Source organism: Dysosmobacter sp., assembly GCF_034093755.1.
In the GTDB taxonomy this organism is placed as follows: Bacteria; Bacillota; Clostridia; order Oscillospirales; family Oscillospiraceae; genus Oscillibacter.
Genome location: NZ_JAXEBZ010000069.1, coordinates 1 through 26,811, shown reverse-complemented (window position 1 = coordinate 26,811; position 26,811 = coordinate 1). Strand labels below are relative to the sequence as shown.

The window sequence follows — 26,811 nt, the reverse complement described above, 5'->3', positions numbered from 1 at the left end:
TGCATCCAAATGAATATTGTCGGTATTTGCATTACAGCGGTTGACCATTACCATTGTCAGGAGTTGATATTGTTGATTTACGACAATCGTTTGTTATTGTATTTTCAGGCCATTGCCACGGAGCACAGCATTTCCAGGGCCGCAGACAAACTGTATATCTCCCAGTCCTCCCTGAGCAAGTTTCTGAAGGCCATTGAGGACGAGCTGGGCACCAAGCTGGTGGACCGGAGAACCATTCCGCTGAAGCTGACCCCGGCCGGGGAGCGGTTTCTGCAGTTTCTGAAGGAGTCCTCCGCCCTCTACGAAAAAGCCCTGTCCGAAATCACCCAGCTGGAATCCGAGGCGCCCCGGGAGCTGATCATCGGCACCTCCAGCATGAACAGCAAGGTCATCAGCGACGCCTTTCCGGAGTTTTACAGCCGCTATCCCAACATTCAGCTCAGCCTCCAGGAGGGACACTCGGAGGATCTGGCCCAGCTCCTGATGCGCAGGAAAATCGACATGGCGGTGCTGGTGCGCAACGGGAATGACATCAACGACAGCAGCGGCTCCTTTGAGGTGCTGGTCTCCCAGCCCCGCCTGATTGTGGTCTCCCGGAAAAACCCCCTCGCCAGGCTGGCCGGGCCGGACAACTCCCTGGAAAACCCCCAGTACCTGGACATCCACCATCTGGAAAACCAGAAGCTGATTGCCGGCAAGGCGGGACAGCGGATTTTTGAGGACATGAACGAAATGGTGCACAAGCGGCGGATTCCCATCCGGGGATTCCTGGAGACCCAGTCCGTGGACACCATGGTCAGCTTCGCCGCCAAGAACTACGGCGTCAGCTTCATCCCCTCCTACTACCTGAAGAGCTTCCTTCCCCTGGACGATCTGGTGTTCTTTTACTCCGACTACCCGGAGCTGCAGTGGGCGCTGACGCTGGAGTTTCAGTCCTCCTCCGTCAGCATCCCGGAGCGCTATTTCGCGTCCATTGTGAAAAAGGTGTGCGGCAAGTACGAAAAGCGATAAAAAAACCGCCGAAAACGGCAGACCATGGAACACAGCCATGGCCTGCCGTTCTGTTTTGCCTGCCGGGCGGAGGCGTCTCCCCCTTCCGCGCCCCGGCTCCCGGTCAGCATTCCTTCATAAATGCCGGTATCGCCCGGGCGTCCCGATACCCTTTCTCATAAAACCGCCGCAGCGCCTCCTTGTCCTTGGACAGGGTTTCCAGGCCGCAGGTGTCATCCGGCGCCACAATCAGGGCCCGGCCCCGGGCCTCGTATTCTTTTGCCGCCGCCACGCCCCTGTTATACCGCTCCGCTCTCCGCCGCAGATTCTCAGCGGCCAGAGGGTACTTTCTCTGAATCCGGTCCGCGAACTACAGGTCCTTCCCGGGGCCCCGCAGCAGCTCCTTCGGCTTGCTCAGGATGACCACTACTTTATCGCAGCCCATCCGGAAGGCCTTCTCCACCGGCACCGGGTCCCCCAGCGCACCGTCGTAATAGGGGACGCCCTCCACCTCGTAGGGATGGCACACGAAGGGGATGGCGGAGGAGGCCTTCAGGATGCTGTAATCGTCCTGCTTCATGTCGCTCTTGTCAAAATACCGGACTTCTCCCGTCTCCGCGTTGGAGGCCACAATGCACAGCTCAATGGGGCTGCGGATGATCGCCGGATAGTCCAGCGGGTTTTCGCCGCCGGAATTGCTCAGCGTCCCATACACATAATCCAAATCGAGGTAGGAACGCCTGAAAATGAAATTCCGCAGGCTCATGTACTCCTTCCGGAAGGGATATTCGGTGTAGAACGGGTAATTCCGCCGGTTCTGTCCGCCGATATAGGCGGAAATATTCGCGCTGCCGGCGGAGACGCCGATGCAGAGGCCGAACCGGACCTGATGGTCCAGGCAATAGTCAAAAACCCCCGCCGCATAGACGCCCCGCAGGCCGCCGCCCACATCCACAACGCCGATTTTCATGCTCTGATCCCCCATTTTTCCTGTTTTCCGCTGAAAAAAAGCGCCCGGTCCGGCCATGGATCCCTCTCCTTCCGTGACCGTAACCGGGCGCACCCGACATCTTCCCATTCGACAGCATCATTGCGATGATGTGTCCTCCGATGACTGATATTCAGTTTTCCGCCCCGGCGGCCGGATTCCCCGCATTGGCCTCCAGCATCCGGCGGGTATTGCCCAGCAGCAGCCGCTGCGCCCGCTCCAGAAAGTCCACCGGCTCCCCCTTCATGCCCCGGCGGAGCCAGTCCAGCAGCATTCCCATAAACATGGACTGATAGGAAAAGCAAATGAACCGCAGGTCCTCCTCTGCGGCGTCCAGCCCCTCCGCCGCCTGGCGGACATACTCCAGAAACAGCCCCTCCGTGGCCTGAAACAGGTACTGCGTCAGGATGCCGTGGTTGATGGAGTGGTAAATGTGGTAGACCCGCCTGCGGTTCTGGGAGATGTGGGTAAAGATGGTCCGCAGGTCATCGTACCAGGTGTCCTCCGGACAGTGCTTTGCCCGGAGCATCTGCATCTCCTGCTTCAGCAGCGCCTCCAGCAGCGCGTACACGTCGCCGTAGTGGTAGTAAAAGGTGTTGCGGCTGATTCCGCACTCCGTAATAATGTCCCGGACGGTGATCTTGTCCAGCGGCATCTGATCCAGTAGCCGGACAAAGGCGTCCATGATCGCTCTCTCGGTAAACTGTGCCATTCCTGCCCGCCTTTCTCCGTGTTACCGTCAGTATAGAGGAATCCGGGCAAAATGGCAAGCGCCCCCCTCTCTCCCTGCCGCTGTCAGCCGCCGGCGGAGAGGGCCTTCTCCCCGGCCGGGACCCGCTTGCTGACCGCCATGCCGAAGGCCCCCGGCCCCACGTGGCACCCGATGCTGCACGCCAGGGGATCATAGCGGATGTCCCTGCCGGGAAACGCGGCGCGGGCCATGCTGATCCACTCCTCTTCCTCCCCGCTGCTGAGGAAGGTGTCCGCCGCGCCGATGGAAAAGGGATCGCCGCTTGCCTCATACTTCTCCACCCACGTCCGCAGCTCCTCCATCACCCGGCGCTTGCAGCCCTTGGTTCCATGCACCTGCGCGTGGGACTCCAGAAGCGCGCCCCGGATCTGCAGCAGCGGCTTGACCCGGAGCAGCGAGCCCATTTTCGCCACGGCGGGGGTGATGCGGCCCCCTTTTTTCAGAAATTCCAGGGTGTCCACCCCGATGTAAATCACGGTGTCCGGCGCCGTCTTTTCCAGGGCGGCTTTGATCTCCCCGCCGCCGCGGCCGCCGGCCGCCAGCTTTAGCGCGTCCAGAACAGCGTACCGCTGGGGGACGGAGACGGAGAGGTGATCCACCACCCACACCCTGCCGTGATACTCCGCCGCCAGGCAAAGCGCCGTCTGGCAGGAGGCGCTCAGCCCGCTGGACATGGGGATATACACCAGCTCCTCGTGCCGCTCCAGAATCCTGTCCCACATCTCCATGACATCGCCGGGCGAGGGCTGGGAGGTGGAGACGGCGTGTCCCTCCAGCATGAAGCGGTAGAAGTCCCCCGGAGACAGGTTGACCCCTTCGTAATACGTGCTGCCGTCAATCAGAACGGGCATGGGAATCACAAAAACCCCAGCCGCTTCCCCTCCTCCACGGAGATTCCGCTGTTGGTATCGGTCATAATCGCAACGCTCATACGCACCTCTCAAGTGTCAGTCCCCTCTGGCCGTTCCCCAGAAAAACAGGGCAACGGTCCCCGGGCCAGTATGGCAGCCAATGGTGGTGCCGATGCTGTTGATCTCCGCGGGACCGTCCAGCTTCGGAAAGCGCGCCTCTACCAGATCGGCCACCTGGCGGGCGTCCGCATAGCAGCCGGAATGGGAGAGACAGCATTTCCCGCTGTAGTCCGTTCCGCCGTCCGCGTACTGCTCCATCTTGTCCACGATGGCCTGAATCACACGTTTCTTTGAACGAATCTTTTCCCGCGGAACCAGCTTTCCGTCCGCGCTCACATTCAGAAGCGGGCAAATGCCCAGCATACTGCCCACCGCCCCGGCGGTCTTGGAGATGCGGCCCCCCTTGATGTAGAAGGACAGGTCCGTGGAGAAGAACCAGTGGTGTACCCGCAGTTTGTTCCGCTCCGTCCATTCACAGAGCGTCCCAATGTCCATGCCGCTGTCCCGCAGGTCCGCCAGCCTGTCCATCAGCAGTCCGCAGCCGGAGGACGCCGCCAGAGAGTCCACCAGATAAATCCTGCGCCCCGGGTACTTATCCTCCAGCGTTTCCTTGGCCATGCGGGCGGAGTTGATGACGCCGGTGATGCCGGAGGACAGGCACAGATGCAGAACATCCTTCCTGTCCTTCAGAAACGGCTCAAAATATTCCTCAAACTCATAGGCATTGATCTGCGCCGTCTTTGTCTCCGCGCCGGCGGCCATGGCCGCGTAGAATTGGTCGTACGGGATGGTCTGGCCCAGATCATCCCTGTACGGTTTCCCATCCAACTCAAAGGGATAGCAGATATAGGAAATATCACGGTCCGCGAAATGCTGGGGTGTCAGGTCCGCGGTGGAACCGCAGCTTAAGACATAGTTGTGCATGAAACGCTCCTTTCCGCCGGGGATGCCCGCCCGGGCCGCCGCGGAGGGTTGCCGCGGCAGCCGAACGGCAAATCGCTTTCGGCCGCTCCCCCGGAACCGTTATTCTTCCCCGCAGCTGCCGCAGGCATCGCACCCGTGGCTGCAGGCCCACAGGCGGTCCGCCGCGGGCTTCCACCGCTCCGCCTTCTCCCGGCACTTCTCGGACAGGTCATGGACATCCTCGGGGAACTGCATATCCGTGGAGTGGGCGCCGGACTTCTCCACCATGGCAGCCAGGGCGCCGGGATTGTCCAGCAGCGGGCAGGGCCGCAGCAGGTTGTCGCTGAAGGGCTGCCCGGCCCGGTAGGCCATGAACAGCGGGGACTGGAAGGCCTCGATCAGGGTTTTTTCCCTGATGTTGGAATCGGAGTAGTGGATGAAGGCGCAGGGCTCAATGTCGCCGTTGGCGTTGATGTGCAGGTAGTTGCGTCCGGCGGCGATGCAGCCGCCCACGAACTCGCCGTCGTTCCAGAAGTCCATGGTAAAGAGGGGCTTGGTCTTCCGGAAGGCCCGCACCTGGCGGTACATGAACTCCCGCTGCTCCGCCGTGGCCATCAGATTGGTGGGAGCGCCGTTGCCCACGGGCATGTAGGTGAAGATCCAGCAGAACTTGGCCCCCATCTCCACCATCCAGTCGAAGTACTCCTCGCTGCCGATCATCTCCACATTCTGGGAGGTGTAGCAGCAGGAGAGGCCGAAGGGCAGCTTCTTCCGGTGCAGCAGCTCCATGGCGGCCTTCACCCGGGCGAAGGTGCCCTGGCCCCGGCGGAAGTCGGTGCCCGCCTCGAAGCCCTCCACGGAGATGGCGGGGACGAAATTGCCCACCCGCAGCATCTCGTCGGCAAAGGCCTCGTCGATGAGGGTGCCGTTGGCGAAGGAGAGGAACACGCAGTCGTTGTGCCGCTCACAGAGGGCAATGAGGTCCTTCTTCCGCATCAGCGGCTCACCGCCGGAGTAGATGAACATGTGGATGCCCAGCTCCTTGGCCTGCCAGATGATGGAGTCCAGTGTCTCCAGGTCCATGTTCAGCTTGTTGCCGTACTCCGCCGCCCAGCAGCCGGTGCAGCGGAGGTTGCAGGCGCTGGTGGGGTCCATCAGGATGGCCCAGGGGATGTTGCAGTTGTACTGCTCCATGGCGGCCTGACGGCGGGGCGCCCACAGGAAGTTTGCGTTGATGACGAAGTTTTCAAACAGCTTTTTGCGGACATTGTCATCCACATCCTCCCAAAGGCTGCGCACCAGCTTGTACCAGTTGTTGCCGGGGTCGGAGATCGCCGCCCGGATCGCGTCCCGCTGCGGGGCGTAGGCGTTGGCGGTGTCCATCTTGTCCGCCAGGTCCATCAGCTCGGGGAGATTGGCGTCCGGGTCCTTGTCCAGATATGCGTAGGCCTGCTTGATTGCCGCGATCTGAATACTCTCTTTAATAGCCATGCTCCGCATTCCTTTCTTCTATGGACTTTTGATAGAGAAGTTCTGATTGATGATCAGTATAGAAAAGCCGGTTAAAGTATGCCATGGTCAAAAAAACCGGGGTGTTTGAATCTGGGACACTCCGGCGGATTTACCCGAAATTCGCACATTTTCCGCGATCTGCGCAAATCGAGTCCCGTCCCGCCACGCTCAGAGCTGGATCTTCAGCACATCCATGGCGGCCTCATTCACCTGCTCCCAGGCAAAGCCGCTCCGGCCGAAATGGCCGTAATTCGCGGCGGCGGCGGCGAAAACGGGTCTGTCCAGCTTCAGATACCGGATGATGGCGCCGGGCCGCAGGTCGAAGCAGTCCCGCACCCAGCCGCACAGCACGTCATCCGGCAGACGGCCTGTGCCGAAGGTATCCACGGACACGGACACCGGCTCGGAGACGCCGATGGCATAACCCAGCTGAAGCTCCAGCTTTTCGGCGGCGCCGGCCGCCACCGCGGTCTTGGCGATGTGGCGGGCCATGTAGGCGGCGCTGCGGTCCACCTTCGTGGCGTCCTTGCCGGAAAAGGCCCCGCCGCCGTGATGGCCCGCGCCGCCGTAGGTATCGCAGATGATCTTCCTTCCGGTCAGCCCCGTGTCGGCGGCGGGACCGCCCAGCACAAAGCGGCCGGTGGGATTGATGCGGTATTTCGTATTCTCATCCAGCAGTCCGGCGTCAATCACCGGGAACACCACCTGCTCCAGAATATTCCCGCGCAGCACCGCCATATCCGCCTCCGGATCGTGCTGGGCGGAAACCACCACCGTGTCCACCCGGAGGGGCACACCGTCCTCATACTCCACGGTGACCTGCGCCTTTCCGTCCGGCCGCAGGTAAGCCAGCGCGCCGGACTTCCGCACCTCCGTCAGGCGGCGGGTCAGGGCGTGGGCCAGCGTAATGGGCAGCGGCATCAGCTCCGGGGTCTCGGTGCAGGCGTAGCCGAACATCATGCCCTGGTCGCCGGCGCCCACATCCCCGGAGCCGTCATCCGCCGCGTCCACGCCCATGGCGATGTCCGGGGACTGCTCATGGATGGAGCAGGTGATCCGCGTGCGGATGGCGTCAAACCCATAGGCGGACTTTGTGTAGCCGGTCTTCGCGATGCAGCGGCGGGCGATTTTCACATAGTCCGGGGCGGCCTTGCTGGTAACCTCTCCCATAATGTGCATGGCCCCCGGCTCCGCCGTGACCTCCACGGCGCTGCGGGATCCGGGGTCTTCCTCCAGCAATGCGTCCAGGATGCTGTCCGCCACAAAATCGCAGATTTTGTCGGGGTGGCCTTCGGTGACCGATTCGGAAGTCAAAAATGTTCTCATAACTCACATCTCCTGTTGTATTTTTCTCCGGCTGCGTGGTCCAGCACTTGCCGCTGTACCCGCAGAAACACAATCACGCTGAGGACAAAGGGAAAAAAGAAGGTGGCGACCCGGTACAGAATCAGCGCGGAGGACGCCTGGGCGTAAGTCATATACCGGGAAAAGATCATGACAAAGGCGAACTCCACCGGCCCCACCCCCGCCACGTTGGGCAGGGCGTTGGAGATCAGGTGCATCAGCCCGGTCAGCAGCTGCATCTGCCGGAAGCCCGGGCCGGGAATTTCCAGCATCTGTGCGGCGAGGAAGGGGATGCTGTACAGGCAGCACAGATGCTGGGCGTTCCACGCCAGCACTTTCATGAGGCAGCGGCCATCCCGCAGCAGCTGCCGGGACTCTTCGTAAAGGGCGGTCAGGTTTGCCTGCCACAGCCGCCGGCGGCGTTCCCAGGCTTCCGTATCGGGCAGGCGGTCCATCCCCCGCAGCGCCAGCCGCTGCACCCTCTCCCAGGTACACAGCAGGAGCAGCCCCGCGATGATCAGGGCGCAGATGCCGTATCCCAGGAACAGCCAGCGGGCGAGGCCCCGGGCCGTGCCGCCCAGCCACCGGCCCTGCAGGAGCAGCATCACGGTGGTATAGGCCAGGACGGCGGTTTTGTGAAACACGTATTCCAGCGTCATGATGCCGGCGCCGCCGCCCGCCATCAGGCCGCAGCGGCGCAGATAGCCGCTCTGCATGGGAATGGTTCCGGCGGAGAGGGTGGACACATTTCCGAAAACCCCCAAAAGCGTTACCTCCACTGCCTGCCGGAAGGAAAACGCCGGCAGCCGGCGGCGGACCAGCGTCACGCAGACTGCCGACTCCAGCAGCTGATACGCCACGCCCATGGCCAGCAGCACAAGCAGCTCCGGGAGGCTGACAGCCCGGATATTCTCCAGAATCTCCCGGGCGTGGTCCCGGAAAACCCGGAACACCAGCAATGACAGCAGCAGGAGCGTCGCCGCGCTGACGGCAGCCGTTTTCCGCCGTTTCCGCCCCTCTGGGGTGCCGACGCCGTGATTCATGCGCCCCAGTCCTCCCAGGCGGGCAGAAAGTTTTTGGAGAACCGGACGCTGGTTGCCATCAGCTCCAGCCCCAGAATCACAACATGGGAGGAAAACTTCTCAAACGGGTCAAAGAGCAGCATCAGCGCCAGCGTGATCCGCAGCAGAAACTCCAGAAGCGGGGCCATAAACCGCCCTTTCCCGCGAAGCTGCCGGATGGCCCGGCCCAGGGACCGGGAGGCCTTGCGGATGCCGAAAATCGCCCAGGTGGTGCCCATGGGGCCCAGAGCGTTTGCCCCCTGCGCAATAAACGCCGTCCCCATGATCAGCAGAATCAGGGCGTGGGCCAGCCCGTCGGAGCTGCCGCCGGGAAGCCCTCTGCCCCGCCGGCAGCTCACGCCCCGGGCCGCGGCCGCAAGGGCCATGGCGCCCCCCAGCAGATAGGGCAGCACCGCCGTCACAGGGCCGGGAAACAGCACACAGACAGCGCCGATCACCGGAAAGAGACGGCAGATCAGTGTCTGGATTGTCTGGATCATCGGGGTTCCTCCATCTCCGGGCATGATTTTCACCGATTGCCAAAACCGGCAATCTGTGATAAATTAAAGTTGTTCCCGCATGAAAAACCAGGGGGGTGAGCAGCCTGAACCGCACAAAGGACGCCATTGCGGACGCGTTTCTGGAGCTTCTGACGGAGCGCCCGCTGAGCAAAATCACCGTCAAGGACATCGTTGACCGGTGCGGCATCAACCGCAACACGTTTTACTATCATTTCGAGGGGATCCCCTCCCTTCTGGAGCAGACCGTCCGGTACATGTCGGACCAGATCATTCAGGCCCACTCCCGATTCGGCTCCCCCATGGACTGCATTGCACCCTTCGTGCAATACTGCACCGACAACAAAAAGGCCATCCTCCACATCTACCGCTCCGTCCAGCGGGAGGTATTCCTGACCTACCTGGACCGGGCCGCCATGTACACGGTCAGCCGGTACGTGGAGGCCACCACCGCGGACCTGCTTCCCTCCGAAAGCCACGCGGCGGAGAAAAACCTATTGATCCGGTATTATAAGTGCACCCTCGTGGGCGCCCTTCTGGACTGGCTGGACACAGGGATGGACTATGATCTGCTGGCAGCGGCCCAGGGCATCTGTGAGCTGCTGGCCGGCTCCGGGAAGCAGGCGTTTCTGAAGTGCCTGGAAACGAAATAAGACGGATTCCGGAAGGAGTACTGCAAAGGCAGTACTCCTTCTATATCTGTGAACGGGAATCCGCTTCCCTCTCCGGCCAATGACGCTTCATGGTTTTCACCGTGAGAATGACAACGCAGTGGTTTTTCAGCCCCTCCGCCAGCAGTGTGCCGCCGGCCGCAAGATGGGCGGCCCCGGAACTTTGGTACGGCCTGACAATCAGCAGGACGCCGCACACGGCGGCCACAACCGACGTCGCCAGAATGACGTTCCATGTCTCCAGTCCGAACTGTCTGGCGTCTTTGGATGTCTGGATGGAGAGAAGGCTGTCCAGCAGGACCAGCACCCCCAGCCCGACGGACAGATGGGCGACGATCCGTTGATTGCACGCCAGTATGATGACCCCCAGCACCATCAGAAACGGGCCGCAGGCCAGATCGTACTGGAACGCCAGGCAGTAGAGGTCATCGGAGCAGTACCCGATCACTTTGATGATGCCGTAGATGATCAGCACGATGCCGCTGGTGATGCAGATGGTCATCGGAGAGATCTCCGGCAGGAACATATAGGTCAGTCCCGCGATGTAAAACACGACGGACATGACGATATATCCGTCCCGCGCCAATCGCAGCTTTTTCAAGAAGGCCCCCTCCTTTTTTGAGATTGTCATGATTGTATTCTCTTGCGGAGGCGCGGAACATGGGCAAAACCAGTGCCCGTGCCTAAAATTCAGGCACGGGCACTGACATTGTCCAACTTTCCGGCGGGCGGCGGGGAGCGGGCATCCCGTTCGGTCTGGTGATGTGCCTGACCCTGCTGACCGTCTCCGCCCTGGCGGCGGACCCGGAGCCGGTAACAGCATCAAAACGGCGGACTTCACCACTGACACAGATGCGGCGCCGGCGCCGCTCAAAAGCAGCGGCGATGCGACGTGGGATTCGGCGAGTAATAAGCTCACCCTCAACGGCGTGAACTTTACCACCTCTGCCGGAATTGCGGTGCAGGTTCCCGCGGACACGATCATCAAACCGGCAGACGAAAACACCATCACCAGCGTGTGCGATGGCGTGGACTTTAGCTACGGCATTTGCGCCCGGAACAGCCTGACCATCGAGGCAGGCGGCCAGCTGACCGCCATCAGCGGCGAGTCGATTCTCAGGAGCTGCGGCATTTTTGTATATTGTGAAAACCTTGCCATCACCGGCGGCACCACCGGCACCGCCTTCTCCCCCGACGCTGCCTGCACCCGGGCCCAGATTGTGAAGTTCCTGTATCGCTGCCTGGGGTGACAGCGGGAACCGCGCAACCCGAACGGAATATCCGGTTACAAACAGGTCCGCATGGCTTTACGCCATGCGGACCTGTTTGTAACCCGCCTGGCCAGCGGGTTCCTGATATACAAAAAAAGTCCTGAAACCTTGAGGTTTCAGGACTTTTCTGGCAGCGGGTGAAGGATTCGAATCGCCTGTGTGCGATTTTGAACCGTGTCACCTAATGCCGCCGAATGCCGCAAAGTGCTGCGGCACAACGGGTTTGAGATTTTACTATTTTAAGTGCTGTTAGAGCGTGTAGGCCGGTTTTACCGTGGTAAGGGTCAGAATAAGGGTCAAATTAAGGGCCTGCTTGTACTTTGCACCATGCATATCAGCTCCTTTGCAAGACCGCTTTTTCCTTTGATCGTGCATGAACGGAGGGCGGCAGGCAAGCGCCTGTCGCCCTCCGTTTTACAGTTGGGGTAGCTTCGGATTATTCGCCCAGGCAGCGATACAGGAAGGTCACGATCTGGGCCCGGGTGCAGTCATTGCTGGGAGAGAAGGTGGTGGCGGTAGTGCCGCTGGTGATGCCGTTCTTAACGGCCCATGTCACAGCATTGTAGTAGTACATTCCACGCTTCACATCCTCAAACGGGACAGCAGTCTGGACTGCCTCGGAACCGGAATCACGCCACAGGAAGGTTACGATCTGGGCGCGGTTGCAGATGGCATTGGGAGAGAAGGTGGTGCCGGTGGTTCCCACCGTGATCCCCTGCTCCACAGCCCACAGAACAGCCTTGTAATAATACGCACTGCTCTTTACATCCGTAAAGGGATTGCGGGTCGTTGCAGGCTCGGGAGAGCCGGCAGCACGCCACAGGAAGGTGACCGCCTGGGCGCGGGTGCAGCTTGCGTTGGGGCTGAAGGTCGTTGCGGTCGTACCGCTGGTAATGCCGTTGGCAACCGCCCAGCTCACCGCGTCCGCATAGTAGGCATTGGCGGGAACATCCACGAAGGGACTGGCCGCCAGGGGGACGATGATGGCGTTGATCTCGACAGCGGAATCGGGCATCTTGAACCTGAACTTGCCGCCGCCCAGATCCGTCACCGGGATCTTGTTGCCGTCCTCATCGGTGACGGTCACGGTCTCCACCGTATAGCCGTCATCCGGCCTGACCGTCACTGTGACCATTTCGCCCTCGGATGCCTTGGAGGGGCTGACGGTGATCGTGCCGTGCTCGGGCTGTGCCGGGGCCGTGGCAGAATTGGCCCCGGAACTGGTGGTAATTGCGCCGACGCGCACAAATCCGGTGGCCGCGTTCTCCCACAGGGTGGGATCCGCCTGGTATGCCTGCTCGGTCAGCTTGCTCAGGCGGTCGCGCTCCGCTTCGTATTCGGATGTGGCCTGTGCCAGCGCCGCTTCCGCCGCCGTGTACGCGTCCGCGGCAGCCTGCGTGTGCAGATCCGTGAAGTACGCCTGCAGGGCGGTATCATAGGCAGCTTTCGTCCTGACCTGATCCGCTCCGGCAGCCGCAGCCTGCCATTCATTCAGGGCTCTCAGCACCGCGGCATTCCCGCCGATGATGCTCATGTAGCGCGCCTCAGTTTCCGCGGAGCCGGATGCCTGCCAGGCCTGCAGGGCGCTGGCGGCTTCCGTCTCGGAATTCTTCACCGCACTGAGAATTGCGCTCTTGGACTGTGCCGCAGCAGCTTCCGTGAGCAGCTGCTGTTTCTCTGCCATCGCGTCATAGAGGGCGCCGAGGTTCTGGACCTCCGATGCCGTGACGCCCGCCATCAGCCGGACGCCCAGCTGGTATTCGCCGGAGGCCAGGTCACTGATGGTCGCCTCGTTCATGGCGGTCAGAGGCATGCCCGCGGTCTGCCAGCCAGTCAGGGTGGAAACATCCGCCAGTTCCTTCTGGTCCTTCGCCTTGGGAACCGCCGCAAACTGGTACAGGTGGACGCCGGCCTTGCCGCCGGAAGCCGTCACGAAAATGATTCCGTTGTCTCTGCCGAAGGTGGTGCTCTGCGTGTCGGTGGTATAGGTGATGTTGGCGGCTTCGATGACAAGTGGCTGGCTGGTGATCGTTTCGGGTGCCGCGCTGTCACAGACATAAAGGACATACTCGCCGGGGACAATTCCGGTGATCTCCGCATCGTCCGCGTGCCAGAGCCCGTCAGGCAGCGTTCCGTCAGCGGGGATCTCCGCCTTGGGCACCAGGGCAAATTCATATCTGCCGAAGTAAGTGCCCTCAGCCGGCTCGGAGCGGTCCGCGTCATAGCTGCCGCCGGTGATCCTGGTGTAGTTCAGCTTCAGGGTGCCGTTGTCCAGCGCCTGGTTCCAGGGTTCCAGCAGAACAATGGCGCTGCTATTGACCAGGATCGGGGCATCTTCGGCCTGGATCGGGAATACTCTTGTGGCCACGTTGCCGGCGCCGTCCGTGGCTTCCACCACATAGTCGCCGCTGAAGGCTGCCTGGAAGGAGCCTGCCAGCATGGTCTGATCCGGCAGGATCGTCTGAGGCTGCCCGTTGATGGTCACGCCCGTCAGAGGCGAGGCGCTGGTTGCGCCCTTGGAAACGAGCCAGTTCAGCGTCAGGGGATTCTGGTCATCGCTGCTCACCGTAATGGTGGGGATCGCGGAGTCCATCTTGCTCATCTGGACGAACCTGGCCGCCCAGGAGCCGTCCGGGGCAGTGACGATGGCCTGGTAGATGCCGTTCTGCTGCACACCGAAAATGTTTTCGGACACCTGATCGAGGTCCTTGACCTCCCAGCCGGAAACGCCGTCGAAATCGGTCATGGCGTTGTGGAACTTCGCGGCCGCGGAGACCTTGCCCGCGCCGGACGTGCCGGTTACGAGCAGGCCCGCCAGCTGCTTGTTCCTGACATACTGGCCGTCCGCCAGGTCAGAATAGGTTGCGCCGTCGTCAGTGCTGATCTTCCAGGCGGTCTCCACAGTGGGAGCGCCGGCGTTGGCACCGCTGGAGATCGTGCTCGCAAACCAGTCCACGGTCACGCTGCGGGCGGTGCTGTTGCCAGACTGATCCGCCGCCTTCACCACCAGCGTCTGATTCTCGCTGAGGGTCAGGTCAAACTGCCAGAAGCCGTCGGAGTTCTTGGTAAGGCCCGCGGGAACCGTGCCATTGACCGTCAGGCTGCTCAGTCCGGTATCATCCAGCACATAGCAGGTAACGGGTACGGTGCCGCCGGTCTTGACGGAGGCAGTGTCGGGGAAGCTGCGGCTCCAGTAGATCTGAGGCGCGTTGGCGTCGTCGGAGGGAGTGGGCGCCTCGCCGCTGGCGTAGGATTCGATGACCTTGTCGAACTGGGCGTCATCCTCCAGGACGGTGATGGTGACCGTGTGGGAATAATTGGTCACGTTGTCGCCGAAGGAGATGAGGGTGCCCACACTGCCGCCCTCGGAGGTCAGGGTCTGGGCCGTGAAGCCGGGGAAGGTGCTCTCCACCTGGATCTTCCCCTTGAAGAACAGGGTAATATCGGACGCCACAGTCCGGAAGGAGAGCTTGGAGCCCTCGTCCGCGTAAGACAGGTCACCCCGGGCGGGCTGGCTGTCGTCAGCGCCCCAGGTCTGGACGGCGTTGGTGCTGAAGGACCAGGTCTGTCCGTCAGGGCCTGCGTTCTCATCAAACACTGTGCCGTTCTTGTTGGTAAAGGTAAAGAAGTTGTTGTCCTTGAAGATGTTGATGCCCACATCCTCACTGTTGACCGTGTAGGTGACGGCCTTCGTGGTGTTGGTTTCGGCGTCGTACAGGTGAATGACGCCGGAGCCGCGGGAGGAAGGCACCATGACGACCGTGCTGTCAGCGGAGTTGTAGTAGAGGATGCCCAGGTGGTTGGGTTCACCGGTGGTGCTGGGGACCTCGGTTGCCGTCAGGGTCGGCGTATGGCCCATGGTGGAAACCGCCGTCACCGGCAGACGTAGGGTGTTGCCCATGGCCAGGGTCAGCTTGTCGGGCGCGGTGATATAGGTGGTATGCTCAAAGCTGGCGGTCTGGACATTGTTCAGGGAATCATACTCGTCGTGCTCCACCGTCCGCGCACCCCTGTAGTAAGTCGTCAGCGTGTCGCTGCTGCTGAACAGCTCCAGCCGCAGCTTCAGGCCGCCGGTCTCGGCGCTCTGGTAACACTCAGACGGGACCAGCAGCGTACCGGTCACGGTACGGCCATAGCCGGAATCGATATTTCCGCCGTCCTCCGCGTTATACAGGTGGAAAATACCGTTTTTCAGCTCCTCGGGGCTGCTGGCGATCCGGAGCTTCAGAGGCTCCTGCTTGGAAACCGTCAGGTTGGCGCTGGTAATGTCCAGGGCGGCATAGGTGGGATTGTTGTCGCTGTCCACGCCGTCCTCATACTGGAACTGGACATAGACGTCCTCGGCAGTTTCGCTGCCGCGGTTGCCCGCCTGGAACTCCACTTCCAGGATGGTGTTGCCGTTCTCGTCCACGCCCTTGCGGGTAATGTTCATGGACTCAAAGCCCAGCTCCGGCTTGCTTTCCACCACCAGGGTACCGGTGGGATTGCCATCCGCGTTGGTGCCCAGGGTGGTCGCCGAGAAGGCGGTGCCGCCGGTGCTTTCAATATAGGCCTTGTCCTCCTCGACAGTGATGTAGAACACACTGCCTGCCTTCAGGTCGCAGGGAAGCTCGAACAGGCCGCTGAGCTTCACGGATTCGCCGGCACGGATATTCTGGGAGACGTGCCAGGTAGCCAGCTCGTAATCGCTGTCTCCGGCGGCCCGAACCATCAGCTTGACAACGATGGGGTTTTTCTCGCTGCCGCGGATGGTGACGTCGCCGGTATTGATGAAGGACAGCGTGGGAGCAAGCTCCTTGCCAGCGGTGAACTGGTAGAAGGGGAAGGTCAGCCGGTCATTTCCGATGCCCTGACCGCCGACGCCGTAGCTGAGGGCGTAGACGCCCACGCTGGCGTCCTGGTCTCTGGCAGGAGTCAGAACGGACTCGGTGGCACTGATGTTCACCCGCTCCAGCGGGAGCATGCTGCCCTCCGCCAGCACCAGCAGGGTGTCCTTCGTCACCAGGTCGCCATCCTCCTCACTGCGGCTCAGGCCAATGGCCACCTGCAGGTTGGAGAAGGTGAACTGATCCATGGAGGCATAGTCATTGCTGTAGCCTTCCAGCTCGCCCAGATAGGCCTGCTCCTTCTCCTCCGCCGACCAGTTGTTGGAAATGCCGTCCTCGTAGATCTGCATTCCGCGCATGGCCAGCATGGTGCCCGCGCTCCACTCGCCGGTATTGGGATCGAAGCGGCAGAGGTACACGGCGTTGTTCTGGGAGCCCTGAACGGGCGCCACATAGACCGCCGCGATGTTGCCCGCGCCGTCAGCGCCGATGGTGACGCTGGTGCGCCCGGTGGCCGCGGAGGCCTTTTCGCTGGTCTGCTCCACCTTGAAGAAGGGATAAATGAGGCCGCTGGGATCCTCCGAAACCAGGGAATCCAGAGAGTCGGAGTCGATGATGTAGGTGGCGCCGTTCATCTCAAAGAGCAGGAAATCCTCGGCCTCCACGGTGTCTCTCGTGCGAAGGCTCACGGGTTCACCCGTCAGCTTGTCGCCGATCTTGCCGTTGAGGAACTTGAAGTTGGCGAAGTAGGGGTTTTCATAGCCGGTCTTGATGGTGCCGCCCACATAGACTCCGTCCAGGTCGTCGTCCGTGTCGTAGTCCATCACGGTACGCAGCAGACGGGCATCCTGCCAGACCCATTCACCCTCGCTGTTCCTGGTCAGCGCCCGCAGGTACAGTCTGTGAATGTGGACATAGTCGCCTGCGGCGGAATCCTGCACATCCTGTCCGGTGCTGTAGGCCACATAGTAGCAGTCATCGGACTTCTGCAGCACGCTGATGTTCTCCAGGACCATGCTGAGGCTTTCATCCTCATTGGCCAGCTTCACGCCCACATCCTGACCGTCAATTCTGGCGTGGAGCTCGCTGTACTTGCCGTTGATCTGCCACTGGGTCAGCGCGAGCTGGTAGCCGTATTCCGTCATGGCGCTCTGGGCGTCGCCGGTAGCGTTGTACACGCTGTTCAGGTGGTCGATGTACGCCGCCGACTTTGCCTCGATCTCCTCGTCGGTGTAGTGGCTGGCTCTGGCGTAGAACACCGCGTCGCCGGTTCCGGCGGGCATGCTGACGCTGGCGCCGGTGACGGAGGCCTTGGCAGCCGCCGTGAACCGGGTGCCGCCGTCCGTATCGAAGGACGCCGTCTTGATCGCGGTGTTGTTCTTCGCGGCGTTGAAGCCCATGGTCCGAATGTCGCTCTCCGCTTCCGCGGTGCCGGAGAAGTAGTTGTACCAGGCCTTGTAGTTGTCATATTCGGCCTTGGCCTCCACATACTCCTCATAGGCCGGCAGGAGAACGTTATTGTACTCGGCCAGATCGGCCTCGTACTTCTCAACAGCTTTCTGATACGCCACATACGCGTCATAGGCTGCCCAGGGTCCGTTCGCCGTCTCATAGGCCGTCTTGGCGTCCGCATAGCTGCTGTACCGGGGGTTGTAATAGAACGCCGGATTCTCATTGTCCTGCCGGTAGTTCGGATAGCTGGCTGCCTCAGAGGCAGAGACATAGTAGTCGCTTTCAACCGGTCTGTCGCCCCCGGGCTTGCCGGCCTCCGCCACTTCGGTGGGGGCGGTGGGCTTCACCGGCTTCTTCACGGGAGTGGGTTCCATCTTCGTGGCCCACACCGTCTTGTAGTTGTGCTCATTCATGTCGCTGGGGCAGGGGGTGGCGGGCTTGGCGGGAGCGGCGGCGCCGCTGTAGTTGCCATAGTCGTCGCCGTCATAGCTGACCCACGCGGCATGGATGGTGTCGCCCTCCGTCCAGACGGAGAAGCCCAGATCGCCGGTGCCATCGTCGCTGCCGGCGGCGGTGGTGTCCAGAATGATGTAAGGCACCTTGCTCTCCTCGTTCACCGGGTTCACCAGGCCGTAGCTCTCGTAGGCCTCGTTCATGGTGACCTTGATCCTGGAGAGCACCAGCATCATGTGGTCCAACTCGCTCCTGGGATCGGGGCGGCTGAGGGTGTAGACCAGGTAGTTCTGGTCGCCCACGGACACCACACGGTAGTCATAACCGGTGATGAGGCCGTCCACCAGCTTGAACGCGTCGCCGGAGGAGCCGTAGCCGGAGATCTCGAAGGGCGCGTCTTTGTCGGTGGGCTGGAAGGCACGGCTGAGATCTTCGTTGTCGTTGTAGATCTGCTGGGTATCGTAGGTGCTGCCCAGCAGGCTGATCCTGACGGGTCCGTCATCCTCATCGCCGTCCCGCGACTTGATCGTGCCGCCGAAATTGTCGTTGAGGGCGCCCCAGCCCATGTGCCAGCCCTCGCCGTACTCGTAGCCGATGTAGTAGCGGATCAGGTCCATCTCATGGGAGAAGATGGCCACGACCACCCGGAGGGCGAGGCCGATGCTCATTTCAAAGGAGTCGACCTGTGCGGCCTTGTAGTGATAGCCGCTGTAGATACCGTCTGTAAACTCCTTCTCGTAGATGGCGAACAGGAACGTCGCGGCCACGTTGAACTTCAGGAAAATTTCAACCTTGAAACCGATGATGCCCAGGCCGGCTCCGGCCTCCAACATGAATTCCGGAGAGAGTTCGAGGCCGTCATAATGGGTGTTGTTGTTGGAATAGTCCACCTTGGCCACACGGGCCACGGAGGTCTCGTTATCCATGGCGGTGAGGTGAACCGTGGTGGGGTCGATCTTTGCGCCGTCCTGTTTCTTCAGCACAATGAGTACCGGCTCCGAACCGTCGGATTCGATGATGCCCTTGCGTTCCTCATCTCCGTAATCCAGATACAATGTACCATTGAAGGTGATGTTGAACGCCTTGATATTTGTGTCAAAGGTTACTTCCTGGTCTTTTGCCATTGTTTCGCCGTAGGTATAGGCCTTGCTGTCCTGAACGGACGCCAAAGTAACCGTATCCGACACCTCATGGACTTCCCGGTCCACGGTAAGGCCGGTGGTGAGGGAAATTTCAGCGCCCACCGAGAAGAAGATGTACAGGAGGGGGAATACGGCGAACCGATACTGGATGGTATACTTGAGTCCGGCCGACAGGGCCACGGTGAAATGGGAGAAGTGATAGTTGTTGCTCACCGGGTCATATTTGAAGATGAAGGCCAGCGCCACCGCGAATTCCACCTCAAAGCCGGAGGAAGTGAACTTCGCGTCCTGGTCCTTGGTGGCATTCGCCCAGGAGTCGTCCACATCCGCGGCACTGCCCTGGCCGGTACAGAAGTTCCACAGCTTGGCCATGTCCTCGCCTCTGGCCTTGTTGGCACCGGGAGGACCGAACCATTTGCTCTCCGAGCCGCCGCCCTGGCCGCCGCCCTGGCCGCCGCCCTGCTGGCCGCCGCCCTGCTGACCGCCGCCGCTTCCGCCGCTGCCGCCGCTGCCGCCACTGCCGCCCTGCTGCTGGCCCTGGCCGTTGTTCTGCGCGCCGGTACCGCCGGTACCCGCGTCACCGTTGGAGTTATAGCCGCCCAGGGGGATGCCGATGGAGAAGCCCACCTCATAGCCGTCCACCGTCACGGTAGCGTAGTCGGTGACGCCGATCTCAAAGGAGGGCAGCTCGGTGCCCACATCCAGGTCAAACATGCCGCCGCCGCTGTCGGCTCTACTTTTTCCCTTCGCGTTTCTGGTGTCCACCGAGGTTTCGGGCGGGGTCGTGCCGCTGACCACCTTCAGGTAGTCCGCGTTCTCATACAGGCCGCCGTCATAGCGGTTGGTGCTCTCCGGCTGGGGGGCGGGCGCGGCAGAGGGATCCGCCGCGATCTGCGGGGAGGTCATGGTCTGCTCCTGCACGCTGAGAGCGTAGGTGTCGTTGAACACATAGGAGCCCAGATAGCCGTTGATCTGCGCCGGACCCGCTTCCTCATCGGCATAGTGCCAGCCCCGCTCACTGGTGGGATCGGCCACAGTGTCGGCAAGCGGGATATTGCTGCCCGCCAGGCTGTGCTCGATCTTCACGGGAGAGGGATACTCATAGGGATAGAGCAGGTTTCCGCTGAATGCCGGCTCCCATGTGACGGTTCCCGTCGCGTCATCAATGCGAAGCGGGTGGAAATCGCCGCCCAGAGGAATATCGACGTACTGGGTGGCGCTGGCCGCCGCGCCGTACATGATATGGCTGTCAGCCGTACAGGTATAGTCATCCGTCCCGGGGACAAAACCGGCCGCGTCATTCACTTCGTAGGAGTGGCTGTCACCGCCCAGGATATAGCGGTAGGACTTCTGCTCCTCCGTCATCCGTCCCAGCATGCTGGAGGATGTGACGTCGGTGATGAAGCTGGGCAGCACCTGGACCTGCTTCCCCTCGCCGCCTTCCGGCGTCTGGAGGTTCCGGGGCGTCATGGTGTAGTAGGATTTCAGGAAGTGCTGGGCATAGCCCGCCACCTCCGTGCCGTTGAAATACGGCTGGGGGGCAAAGATGCTCTCGTCATAGTCCACGCCCGGCTCCAGGAACATGACCAGCTCGTCCATGGTGCCGGTCTGGCCGCCGTCCGCGTCCGTCAGAACGAAGCTGCCGGTGACCGTGTTGTAGTAGCCGTCAATGCGTCCGTTGAGGTTGGCGTCCAGATACAGCGCCGTCCGGTCAATGCTGGTGGTCATCACGCTGTCCACCTTGGCATAGTCGCTCTGGTAGTACCGGAAGGTCAGTTTCGAGGACGCCAGGTCCGCCTGCCGCAGCCAGATGGTGGCGTTGCCGTTATAGGACACGCCGTTGAGCAGGATCTTGTCCTCCGCAGGCAGGCCGAAGTTGATCCACTGGAGGTTTTCCAGTCTCAGGGAGTTCAGCACCGTGGAGGTGTCGGACTCCGGGGTCAGGGTCAGGTTCCCTGTCTGAATCTCTCCGAAGCGGTCCTCCTGAGAGTCGTTGATGGGCGTGTAGCCATAGGTGATAGTCGCGTCGCGCTGGAAGGCCGACACCACGTCCCCGATCCTGCTCTCATCGATATTCGCCATGACGTTGCCGTCCTCATCCAGCTGCCGGGGCACAGAGGGAGCGACATCCACGGAGACGGTCTGCTTTCTGGTCATGACCAGGCAGATCGTGTAGTCCGATTTGAAGTCATCCAGCGTCATGCCGTTCCAGGCAAGCTGCATGTAGTAGGCCGTCACATCGTCGCCGGAGGTCTGCGAGGTGACATTGACCGGCATGATCTCGCCGGTTTTGATGTTCTGCAGAAACAGCGCGTAGGAGAGGCTGCTGTCCGTAGCCGCCGGGAAGTAGGAGGCCGAGTTGGCGATCTCCACCTTGATGGTGCTGCCCACATAGGGGCTGCTGCCATAGGTACCGCCCTCCACGATCGTGATCTGGGGCTTGATGTCCTCATAGGCTCCGGCCGCCTCGCTGAGCACCACAGCGCCGTTGGCGGAGTCGGAATCGTTGGCGGTGTAGATCCGCAGGTAGAAGTTGCCGTCAAAGGTGCGCCGCTCAAGCTCCAGGCCGCGGTTCTGGGTCTCCACATAGCTGACGGTGTTCTGCATGTTGCTGCCGTTGATGGTGTATTCGCCGAACTGCAGCTTCCGTGCGTCGCCGCCGGCGCCGTCCATCACGAATGTGTACTTCAGATAATTCTCGGTTTTATAGGTGTATGTTCCGCCGCCCCAAATGGAGCTGCCGCCCGAAAATTTGGCATCGGAACCGCAGTATACCAGCACGTTGCCCTCGCTGTCTACGATCCGCGAATAGGGGTTGGAGCAAGTGTCCTTGCCCGCGTCATCCTGCCGGCCGCCCTTGAAATAGATGGTGCCGTCGATGTATTTGAACATCTCGTTCATGTAGTCGTTGACGTACATGTCGAAAGGACCGTGGTTATATCCCTTCATGTCCTTGTGCAGGTTGTTGATATAATAGTACCGCGTCCAGTTACCGCCCGAAAAGAACAGCCGGTTGGGATAGTCATAGGTACGGGCCTTTCCGCTCCGTTCGATGGTGACCGTACCGGTCTCCTTTTCCTGCTGCTGGCCGGTGATGGCCTCGCCGGCGCCGGGCGCGGCGATGGAACCGGTCTCCCGGACCCCGCCGCTGACGTCGATGGCGGTATCATCATAGAGCACCGTGGCCAGGTTGTTCTCCACCGCGGTGTTGGAGTTATACAGGGAGACGGTGGCCTTGGTTTCCGTCAGCGTGCAGATGCCGCTGCTGTCGCCCTTGAGATTGGACAGCGACACCGTGAAGTCCACCAAGTCCTCCGTGGCGATCTTGTCGTTGATCAGCTCCACGGAGATCGTCATCTCCTGAACGCCGGCATAAAACGCCAGCGTTCCCTCCGCCGCGATATAATCCCTGCCCGCCTTGGCGGTGCCGTCGGCGGTGGCGTAGTCCACGCTCAGCACGTTCTGGGTGCCGCCGGTCCGGCGCACGGTGATCTCCGCCTTGCCGTCGGACTTGTCCGCGGTCACTTCCGTCACAACAAAGCCGATCTCGGAGGGCTCAGGCTCCTCGTCGTCGATGGCGTGGATGGTCAGGGTGCTGGCAGCGTCCAGGATCTCGCCGCCCTCGTGGTCCAGCATCTGCAGGGTGGCAAACTCGTCCGCTTCCGCATCATCATCGTCCTCGATGGAGACGTGCAGCTCCTTCACCCACTCGCCCTCGGCGAAGGTCATGACGAAGACATAGCCGCTGTAGGGGTCCGTCGACTCCATGGCCAGAGGCAGGTAGGAAGGCTCTTCCCAGAGGATCTCATCCGTGGCCGCGGTGTTGTGGACCAGAGACATCGTCTCCGTAATGGTTTCGGATTCCGGCTCAGGAGTCACTTCAGGCTCCGGGTCGGGAGTCACTTCAGGCTCCGGGTCGGGAGTCACTTCAGGCTCCGGATCGGGAGTCACTTCGGGCTCCGGATCGGGAGTCACTTCGGGCTCCGGGTTGGGGGTCACTTCGGGCTCCGGATCGGGGGTCACTTCGGGCTCCGGAGGGGGGGTCACTTCGGGCTCCGGATCGGGGGTCACTTCAGGCTCCGGATCGGGAGTCACTTCCGGCTCCGGATCGGGGGTCACTTCAGGCTCCGGATCGGGGGTCACTTCCGGCTCCGGATCGGGAGTCACTTCCGGCTCCGGATCGGGGGTCACTTCAGGCTCCTCTTCCACCACTTCATACAGAGGTTCCGAGGTATACGCTCTGCCGCCCTCCATATAGACGCAGCGGAAGTTCCAGTTCGCCAGGTCCGCCGCCGCCACCGTCAGGGTCTGCTCCGTCGCGCCCTCAATGTAGTGCCATTCGCCGCCGTCCAGGACATACCACTGCCAGTATACCGCGTCGCAGCCGGTAAGCGTCAGCGTAACGTCGCCGTTGGCATCAGGCTCGCTGACAACGATGCGGACCGGCTCGTCCGGCACGACCGGATCGGGCGCCTTGCCCACCGGCTGGCTGGCCGCGATGGGCTGGTCCTTCTCCACGTTGATCAAAATATCATCGCTGCTGATTGCATGAATGTAATTGGGGGACATGTCTTCATTGGCATAAATGACCGGCGCGTATTTGAGCATCACACTCGCCCGGCCGGTGGTACCGCCCAGACGATAGATCTTGATGATGCCCTCTTTGCCGCCTTCGGTCAACTCAACGTTGGCATTGTCGAAGGCAAACGCGCCATAGGGGTATAGCGTTTCCCAGTCCGCGTCTGGGGTGATGGTCTGTCCATCTGCCGTCTGGATGGACAGGTCGTCATCGCGGTCAACCAGATAAGCATATGCCTGCGTCGGCAGCAAGCCGATGGTCAGGCAGATGCTCAGCAGTAAGCTGATCGCTTTTTGAAACCGTTTTCCGTTCACAAGAACTTCCTCCTTCGGTTCACACATTTGCTGTCAGTTTCGTTCTTTTTCTTCAAAGTCCGCTGGCGAATTGATTGACCTCATACTCCGACATCTCGTAGGAAAAGCCCATGTCATCGATCCAGCGGATGGTCTGTCCATCCGTGGCCACAGACTTCCAGACTGCTTCATCCCGCAGCGCGCCAAAGCGTGGGCTTTGCAATCTGGGACGCATATTCAGCAGCGTGGCGCTGCCGTTACGCCATTCCACCCGCAGAATATAGCCCCTGTGTGCCGCCACTGACTTGATGGGAGGCCCCGTCATCGGTCGTCACCCTCCTTTCCGTAAAAAAAACGCCGCTGTATCACTTAGTATACAGTGGCGTTTTTTAATTCGGTAGGGTAATGATTACCCCAATTTGCCATTTTAATTGGATGATATTACAAGCGATTTATAAGATCAGCCAGCGCCTGGCGTTTGTTCCGTCCATCGCCGCCCAGCCCCAGCTTCTCGTAGACGGCGTTCAGACGGTTGTTGACGGACTTCACGGAAACGTTCAGGATCCCGGCGATCTCCCGGCTGCTCTTGCGCTGAGCCGCCAGGCAGGCGATCTCCAGCTCCCGCTCCGTCAGACCGCACTGCTCCAAAAGGTCCCCTTCCCGCCGGATGGCCTCCCGTCCGGCGCGGAACCGGGCAGAGAGCGTATGCAGACGCTCCCGGGCTTCCCCCTTTGCCAGCTCGTTCAGCAGCCGGTCCAGGCAGGGATCGCTCTCGGCGAAGGGCAGCAGGATGCCGTCCGGCTGCGCCAGGGACCATGCCTCCCGCAGGGCCTGCCGCGCGTCCGCTTCCTTTCCGAGATGCATCAGCGCCACGGCGTTTTGCAAATGGGCATAGATGCCGCACAGGGCGAACCGGGCATCGGCGCTGGCCCGGAGCAGCCGGAGCGTCCGGGCCGCAACCTGCGCCCACTGGCTCTGCGCCAGCAGCACGCGGCCCACGATCACCTGAAAGACCGGCTCGATCAGCGGGAACACCTGTGTCATGCTGGCGCCTTCCGCCGTCAGCCACGTGGGAAGCTGCTCTGTCTGCCCCAGCAGGGCGCTGAGCCATCCCCGGCCCAGCTCCACGGTGGTGAGCAAACGGTACTGATGGGCGCGGCGCAGGGTGTCCGCCGCGCGGTCCAGGAGGGAAAAGCCGTTCCGGGGCGGCTGGTCATACAGCGCCAGCCGGGCGGAGAGAAAGGCAGCTGCGGTATAAATGCTGTATTCCCCCGCCTCCAGCACCTGTTCCTCCGCCTGGCGGCAGAGAATGTCGGCGTCGGTCAGGTTCCCCCGCATAAATTCCGTTTCGGCCTGCATGATGGTGGCCGCACCGCTGCCATGCCCGCAGGCAACGCGGCTGTAAATGGGCATACATTCCCGCATTTCGGCGTTCTCCCGGTCAAGGCTGCCGCTCTTGCTGTGATAGAGTATCAGAACAGAAGGTGAGCCCTGGGTCCATGGGTTGCGGTCTGCGGGGATCAGGGCGCGGATCTGCCGGTGATAGGCGCTCATGGCAGAGATGTCGTTGAAGCACAGGAAGGACAGGCGCAGCAGGGCCTCTCCCTCCAGCTGATCCCGCTCCTGCTGGGAAAGGTGGGTGCAAAGCGCCATGCTGCGCTGAAACAGCGCGTGATACCGCTGCATTTCCGGGATGTCCCGGCCGTAAAACAGCAGCAGCATGAATACCAGCAGCGCCTGCGGATGGCGCAGCTGACACTCCTCCGGGCAATTTGCCATCCAGCGGCGCATCAGCGGCAGCCGCTCGGGGCCGAAGCTCAGGCCCCGGTCCTGTCCCACCGTCCGCAGGAGGTCGTCCCAGCTGCCGGCCTTTTCATAGCTCTCCGCGGCAAAGCAGCACTCCCCCAGCTTCTCATACCACTGTCCCAGGCGGATCAGGGTGGCGTTCTGCTCCGTTTCCGGCAGCAGTAAGAACTTCTTCCGGGCGCAGGAGCGCAGCATATTGTGATAGCGATACACACCGTCGGTACAGGTGATAAAGGCATTCTGTTCTGTCAGCTGGCTCAGCAGCGCTGCGGTGTCATCCTCCGGCCACAGGAACTCTGCTTCTTCCATCGTGAAATCATCCGGCACACCCAGCCGCACCAGAAATTCCCGTTGGCGGGCCGTCAGGGGACGAAACAGCACCTCGTCGATCAGCGGATAGATATTGGTGGTGTTTTCCGGCCATTTTCCGGTCTGCGCATAGGCCCGCAGCTTCAGATAGACCATGGAGAACCAGCCCTCGGTACTGTTGGCCAGCATATTCACATCCCGGATGTTCAGCAGCTGGCCGCTCCGGCGCGCATATTCCCGGATGTCCGTTTCACCCAGCCGCAGATCGTCCATATTCAATTCCCACAGGCGGGGGCCCAGTTTCATCTGTGCCGCCCGGTCAAAGATCACGTTGCGGGAGAGCAGAATGATATGGGTCCGCTCCGGCAGGTGGTCGCTCAAAAACAGGATCAGGGATGTAAATGCGGGATTCGGCAGAAAGTGCAGGTCATCAATGATGTAAAAAATATCGTGGGATTTCCCGGCCAGCGCATCGGTCAGCAGTTCCATCATCAACTGCCGCGCCTGGGGGTCTGCGGGGAATCCAAGCGCAGACATATCCTTTTCCAGTTCCGGCCATTCCCGGAGGTTCCGGCAAAAGCCCCGCCAGAAATCCGCCAGGGAGTCCGTGACGATGGTCTGCCGCAGGATCAGCGCATCCGATCTCATCTTTTGGCAATCATCTACCCACCAGCTGATGGCTCTGGTTTTTCCGTATCCAATGGGGGCCACGATGGAAGTGACCGGATATTCGGAAATTTTGGACAGCTTAAAAGCCAGCGTGCTGGAGATATACGTTGTATTCAGCTTAACAGGCATTGCGAGTCACCTCGCTCATTACATACTTGTCATTATTATACCGGGAAATGCCTTGAATTGCAAGAGATCGAAAACCATACGCAGGAAAGCAGTTGTAGGATTACAATACATGTTGGACAAGTAAATAAAAAGGATGAAGGATAGGGCCTTATCGGTTAAAGTTGAGTTACCACACCACAACTTAACGAAAGGGGGCCATATCCTTCATGAGCAAGAGTATAACACAGGACATG

15 protein-coding genes are annotated in these 26,811 nt (G+C 61.0%); 3 read left to right on the top strand and 12 right to left on the bottom strand.

Annotation, left to right across the window (positions count from 1 at the left end; genetic code table 11):
- Nucleotides 1-90 precede the first annotated feature (90 nt).
- Nucleotides 91-1,011 (top strand): LysR family transcriptional regulator, encoded by a 921-nt coding sequence (locus SOX55_RS09065; RefSeq protein ID WP_325287121.1) that lies wholly within the window; start codon nucleotides 91-93, stop codon nucleotides 1,009-1,011.
- Between the two features lie 103 nt (nucleotides 1,012-1,114).
- On the opposite strand, the gene SOX55_RS09060 is transcribed toward SOX55_RS09065, so the two are convergent.
- The 9 genes from SOX55_RS09060 to SOX55_RS09020 form a co-directional block, all read right to left on the bottom strand.
- On the bottom strand, nucleotides 1,115-1,330 hold the full coding sequence (locus SOX55_RS09060; RefSeq protein ID WP_325287152.1) for a DUF6363 domain-containing protein: 216 nt from the start codon (nucleotides 1,328-1,330) through the stop codon (nucleotides 1,115-1,117).
- 30 nt (nucleotides 1,331-1,360) lie between these two features.
- Nucleotides 1,361-1,960, bottom strand: coding sequence for a patatin-like phospholipase family protein (locus tag SOX55_RS09055; protein WP_325287120.1), 600 nt, complete (start codon nucleotides 1,958-1,960; stop codon nucleotides 1,361-1,363).
- A 151-nt stretch (nucleotides 1,961-2,111) separates the two neighbouring features.
- Nucleotides 2,112-2,690, bottom strand: coding sequence for a TetR/AcrR family transcriptional regulator (locus SOX55_RS09050; protein ID WP_325287119.1), 579 nt, complete (start codon nucleotides 2,688-2,690; stop codon nucleotides 2,112-2,114).
- A gap of 83 nt (nucleotides 2,691-2,773) precedes the next feature.
- Complete coding sequence (locus SOX55_RS09045) at nucleotides 2,774-3,673, bottom strand: DegV family protein (RefSeq protein WP_442873619.1); 900 nt, start codon at nucleotides 3,671-3,673, stop codon at nucleotides 2,774-2,776.
- Nucleotides 3,674-3,676: 3 nt separating this feature from the next.
- Nucleotides 3,677-4,564: a DegV family protein gene (locus tag SOX55_RS09040; protein ID WP_325287117.1), complete on the bottom strand. Its 888-nt coding sequence runs from the start codon at nucleotides 4,562-4,564 to the stop codon at nucleotides 3,677-3,679.
- A gap of 99 nt (nucleotides 4,565-4,663) precedes the next feature.
- Nucleotides 4,664-6,034, bottom strand: coding sequence for a radical SAM protein (locus SOX55_RS09035; RefSeq protein WP_325287116.1), 1,371 nt, complete (start codon nucleotides 6,032-6,034; stop codon nucleotides 4,664-4,666).
- A 189-nt stretch (nucleotides 6,035-6,223) separates the two neighbouring features.
- Nucleotides 6,224-7,381 carry a methionine adenosyltransferase gene (gene metK, locus SOX55_RS09030; protein ID WP_325287115.1) on the bottom strand — a complete coding sequence of 386 codons (1,158 nt, stop codon included), beginning with the start codon at nucleotides 7,379-7,381 and terminating at the stop codon, nucleotides 6,224-6,226.
- Entirely contained in the window at nucleotides 7,378-8,442 is a 1,065-nt protein-coding gene (locus tag SOX55_RS09025) for a lysylphosphatidylglycerol synthase transmembrane domain-containing protein (RefSeq protein ID WP_325287114.1), read from the bottom strand. The genes metK and SOX55_RS09025 overlap by 4 nt, the downstream gene beginning before the upstream one ends.
- On the bottom strand, nucleotides 8,439-8,960 hold the full coding sequence (locus SOX55_RS09020; protein ID WP_325287113.1) for a hypothetical protein: 522 nt from the start codon (nucleotides 8,958-8,960) through the stop codon (nucleotides 8,439-8,441). The genes SOX55_RS09025 and SOX55_RS09020 overlap by 4 nt, the downstream gene beginning before the upstream one ends.
- Before the next feature lie 95 nt (nucleotides 8,961-9,055).
- On the opposite strand from SOX55_RS09020, the gene SOX55_RS09015 reads away from it, so the two are divergent.
- Nucleotides 9,056-9,631: a TetR/AcrR family transcriptional regulator gene (locus SOX55_RS09015; protein WP_325287112.1), complete on the top strand. Its 576-nt coding sequence runs from the start codon at nucleotides 9,056-9,058 to the stop codon at nucleotides 9,629-9,631.
- A gap of 40 nt (nucleotides 9,632-9,671) precedes the next feature.
- Here SOX55_RS09015 and SOX55_RS09010 read toward each other — a convergent pair whose 3' ends face one another.
- Entirely contained in the window at nucleotides 9,672-10,250 is a 579-nt protein-coding gene (locus SOX55_RS09010) for a DUF308 domain-containing protein (RefSeq protein ID WP_325287111.1), read from the bottom strand.
- Between the two features lie 328 nt (nucleotides 10,251-10,578).
- Between SOX55_RS09010 and SOX55_RS09005 the strand changes: the two genes are divergently transcribed.
- Nucleotides 10,579-10,899 carry a hypothetical protein gene (locus SOX55_RS09005; RefSeq protein ID WP_325287110.1) on the top strand — a complete coding sequence of 107 codons (321 nt, stop codon included), beginning with the start codon at nucleotides 10,579-10,581 and terminating at the stop codon, nucleotides 10,897-10,899.
- Nucleotides 10,900-11,356: 457 nt separating this feature from the next.
- On the opposite strand, the gene SOX55_RS09000 is transcribed toward SOX55_RS09005, so the two are convergent.
- Together SOX55_RS09000 and SOX55_RS08995 are read right to left on the bottom strand one after the other, a co-directional pair.
- On the bottom strand, nucleotides 11,357-23,686 hold the full coding sequence (locus tag SOX55_RS09000; RefSeq protein ID WP_325287109.1) for an S-layer homology domain-containing protein: 12,330 nt from the start codon (nucleotides 23,684-23,686) through the stop codon (nucleotides 11,357-11,359).
- 420 nt (nucleotides 23,687-24,106) lie between these two features.
- Nucleotides 24,107-26,428 (bottom strand): LuxR C-terminal-related transcriptional regulator, encoded by a 2,322-nt coding sequence (locus SOX55_RS08995; RefSeq protein ID WP_325287108.1) that lies wholly within the window; start codon nucleotides 26,426-26,428, stop codon nucleotides 24,107-24,109.
- Nucleotides 26,429-26,811 lie beyond the last annotated feature (383 nt).

Coding starts and splice junctions, on each gene's coding strand:
- metK (WP_325287115.1), bottom strand. CDS start 7,381: ATGAGAACATTTTTGACTTCCGAATCGGTCACCGAAGGCCACCCCGAC.
- SOX55_RS09040 (WP_325287117.1), bottom strand. CDS start 4,564: ATGCACAACTATGTCTTAAGCTGCGGTTCCACCGCGGACCTGACACCC.
- SOX55_RS08995 (WP_325287108.1), bottom strand. CDS start 26,428: ATGAGATCGGATGCGCTGATCCTGCGGCAGACCATCGTCACGGACTCC.
- SOX55_RS09035 (WP_325287116.1), bottom strand. CDS start 6,034: ATGGCTATTAAAGAGAGTATTCAGATCGCGGCAATCAAGCAGGCCTAC.
- SOX55_RS09020 (WP_325287113.1), bottom strand. CDS start 8,960: ATGATCCAGACAATCCAGACACTGATCTGCCGTCTCTTTCCGGTGATC.
- SOX55_RS09025 (WP_325287114.1), bottom strand. CDS start 8,442: ATGAATCACGGCGTCGGCACCCCAGAGGGGCGGAAACGGCGGAAAACG.
- SOX55_RS09050 (WP_325287119.1), bottom strand. CDS start 2,690: ATGGCACAGTTTACCGAGAGAGCGATCATGGACGCCTTTGTCCGGCTA.
- SOX55_RS09055 (WP_325287120.1), bottom strand. CDS start 1,960: ATGAAAATCGGCGTTGTGGATGTGGGCGGCGGCCTGCGGGGCGTCTAT.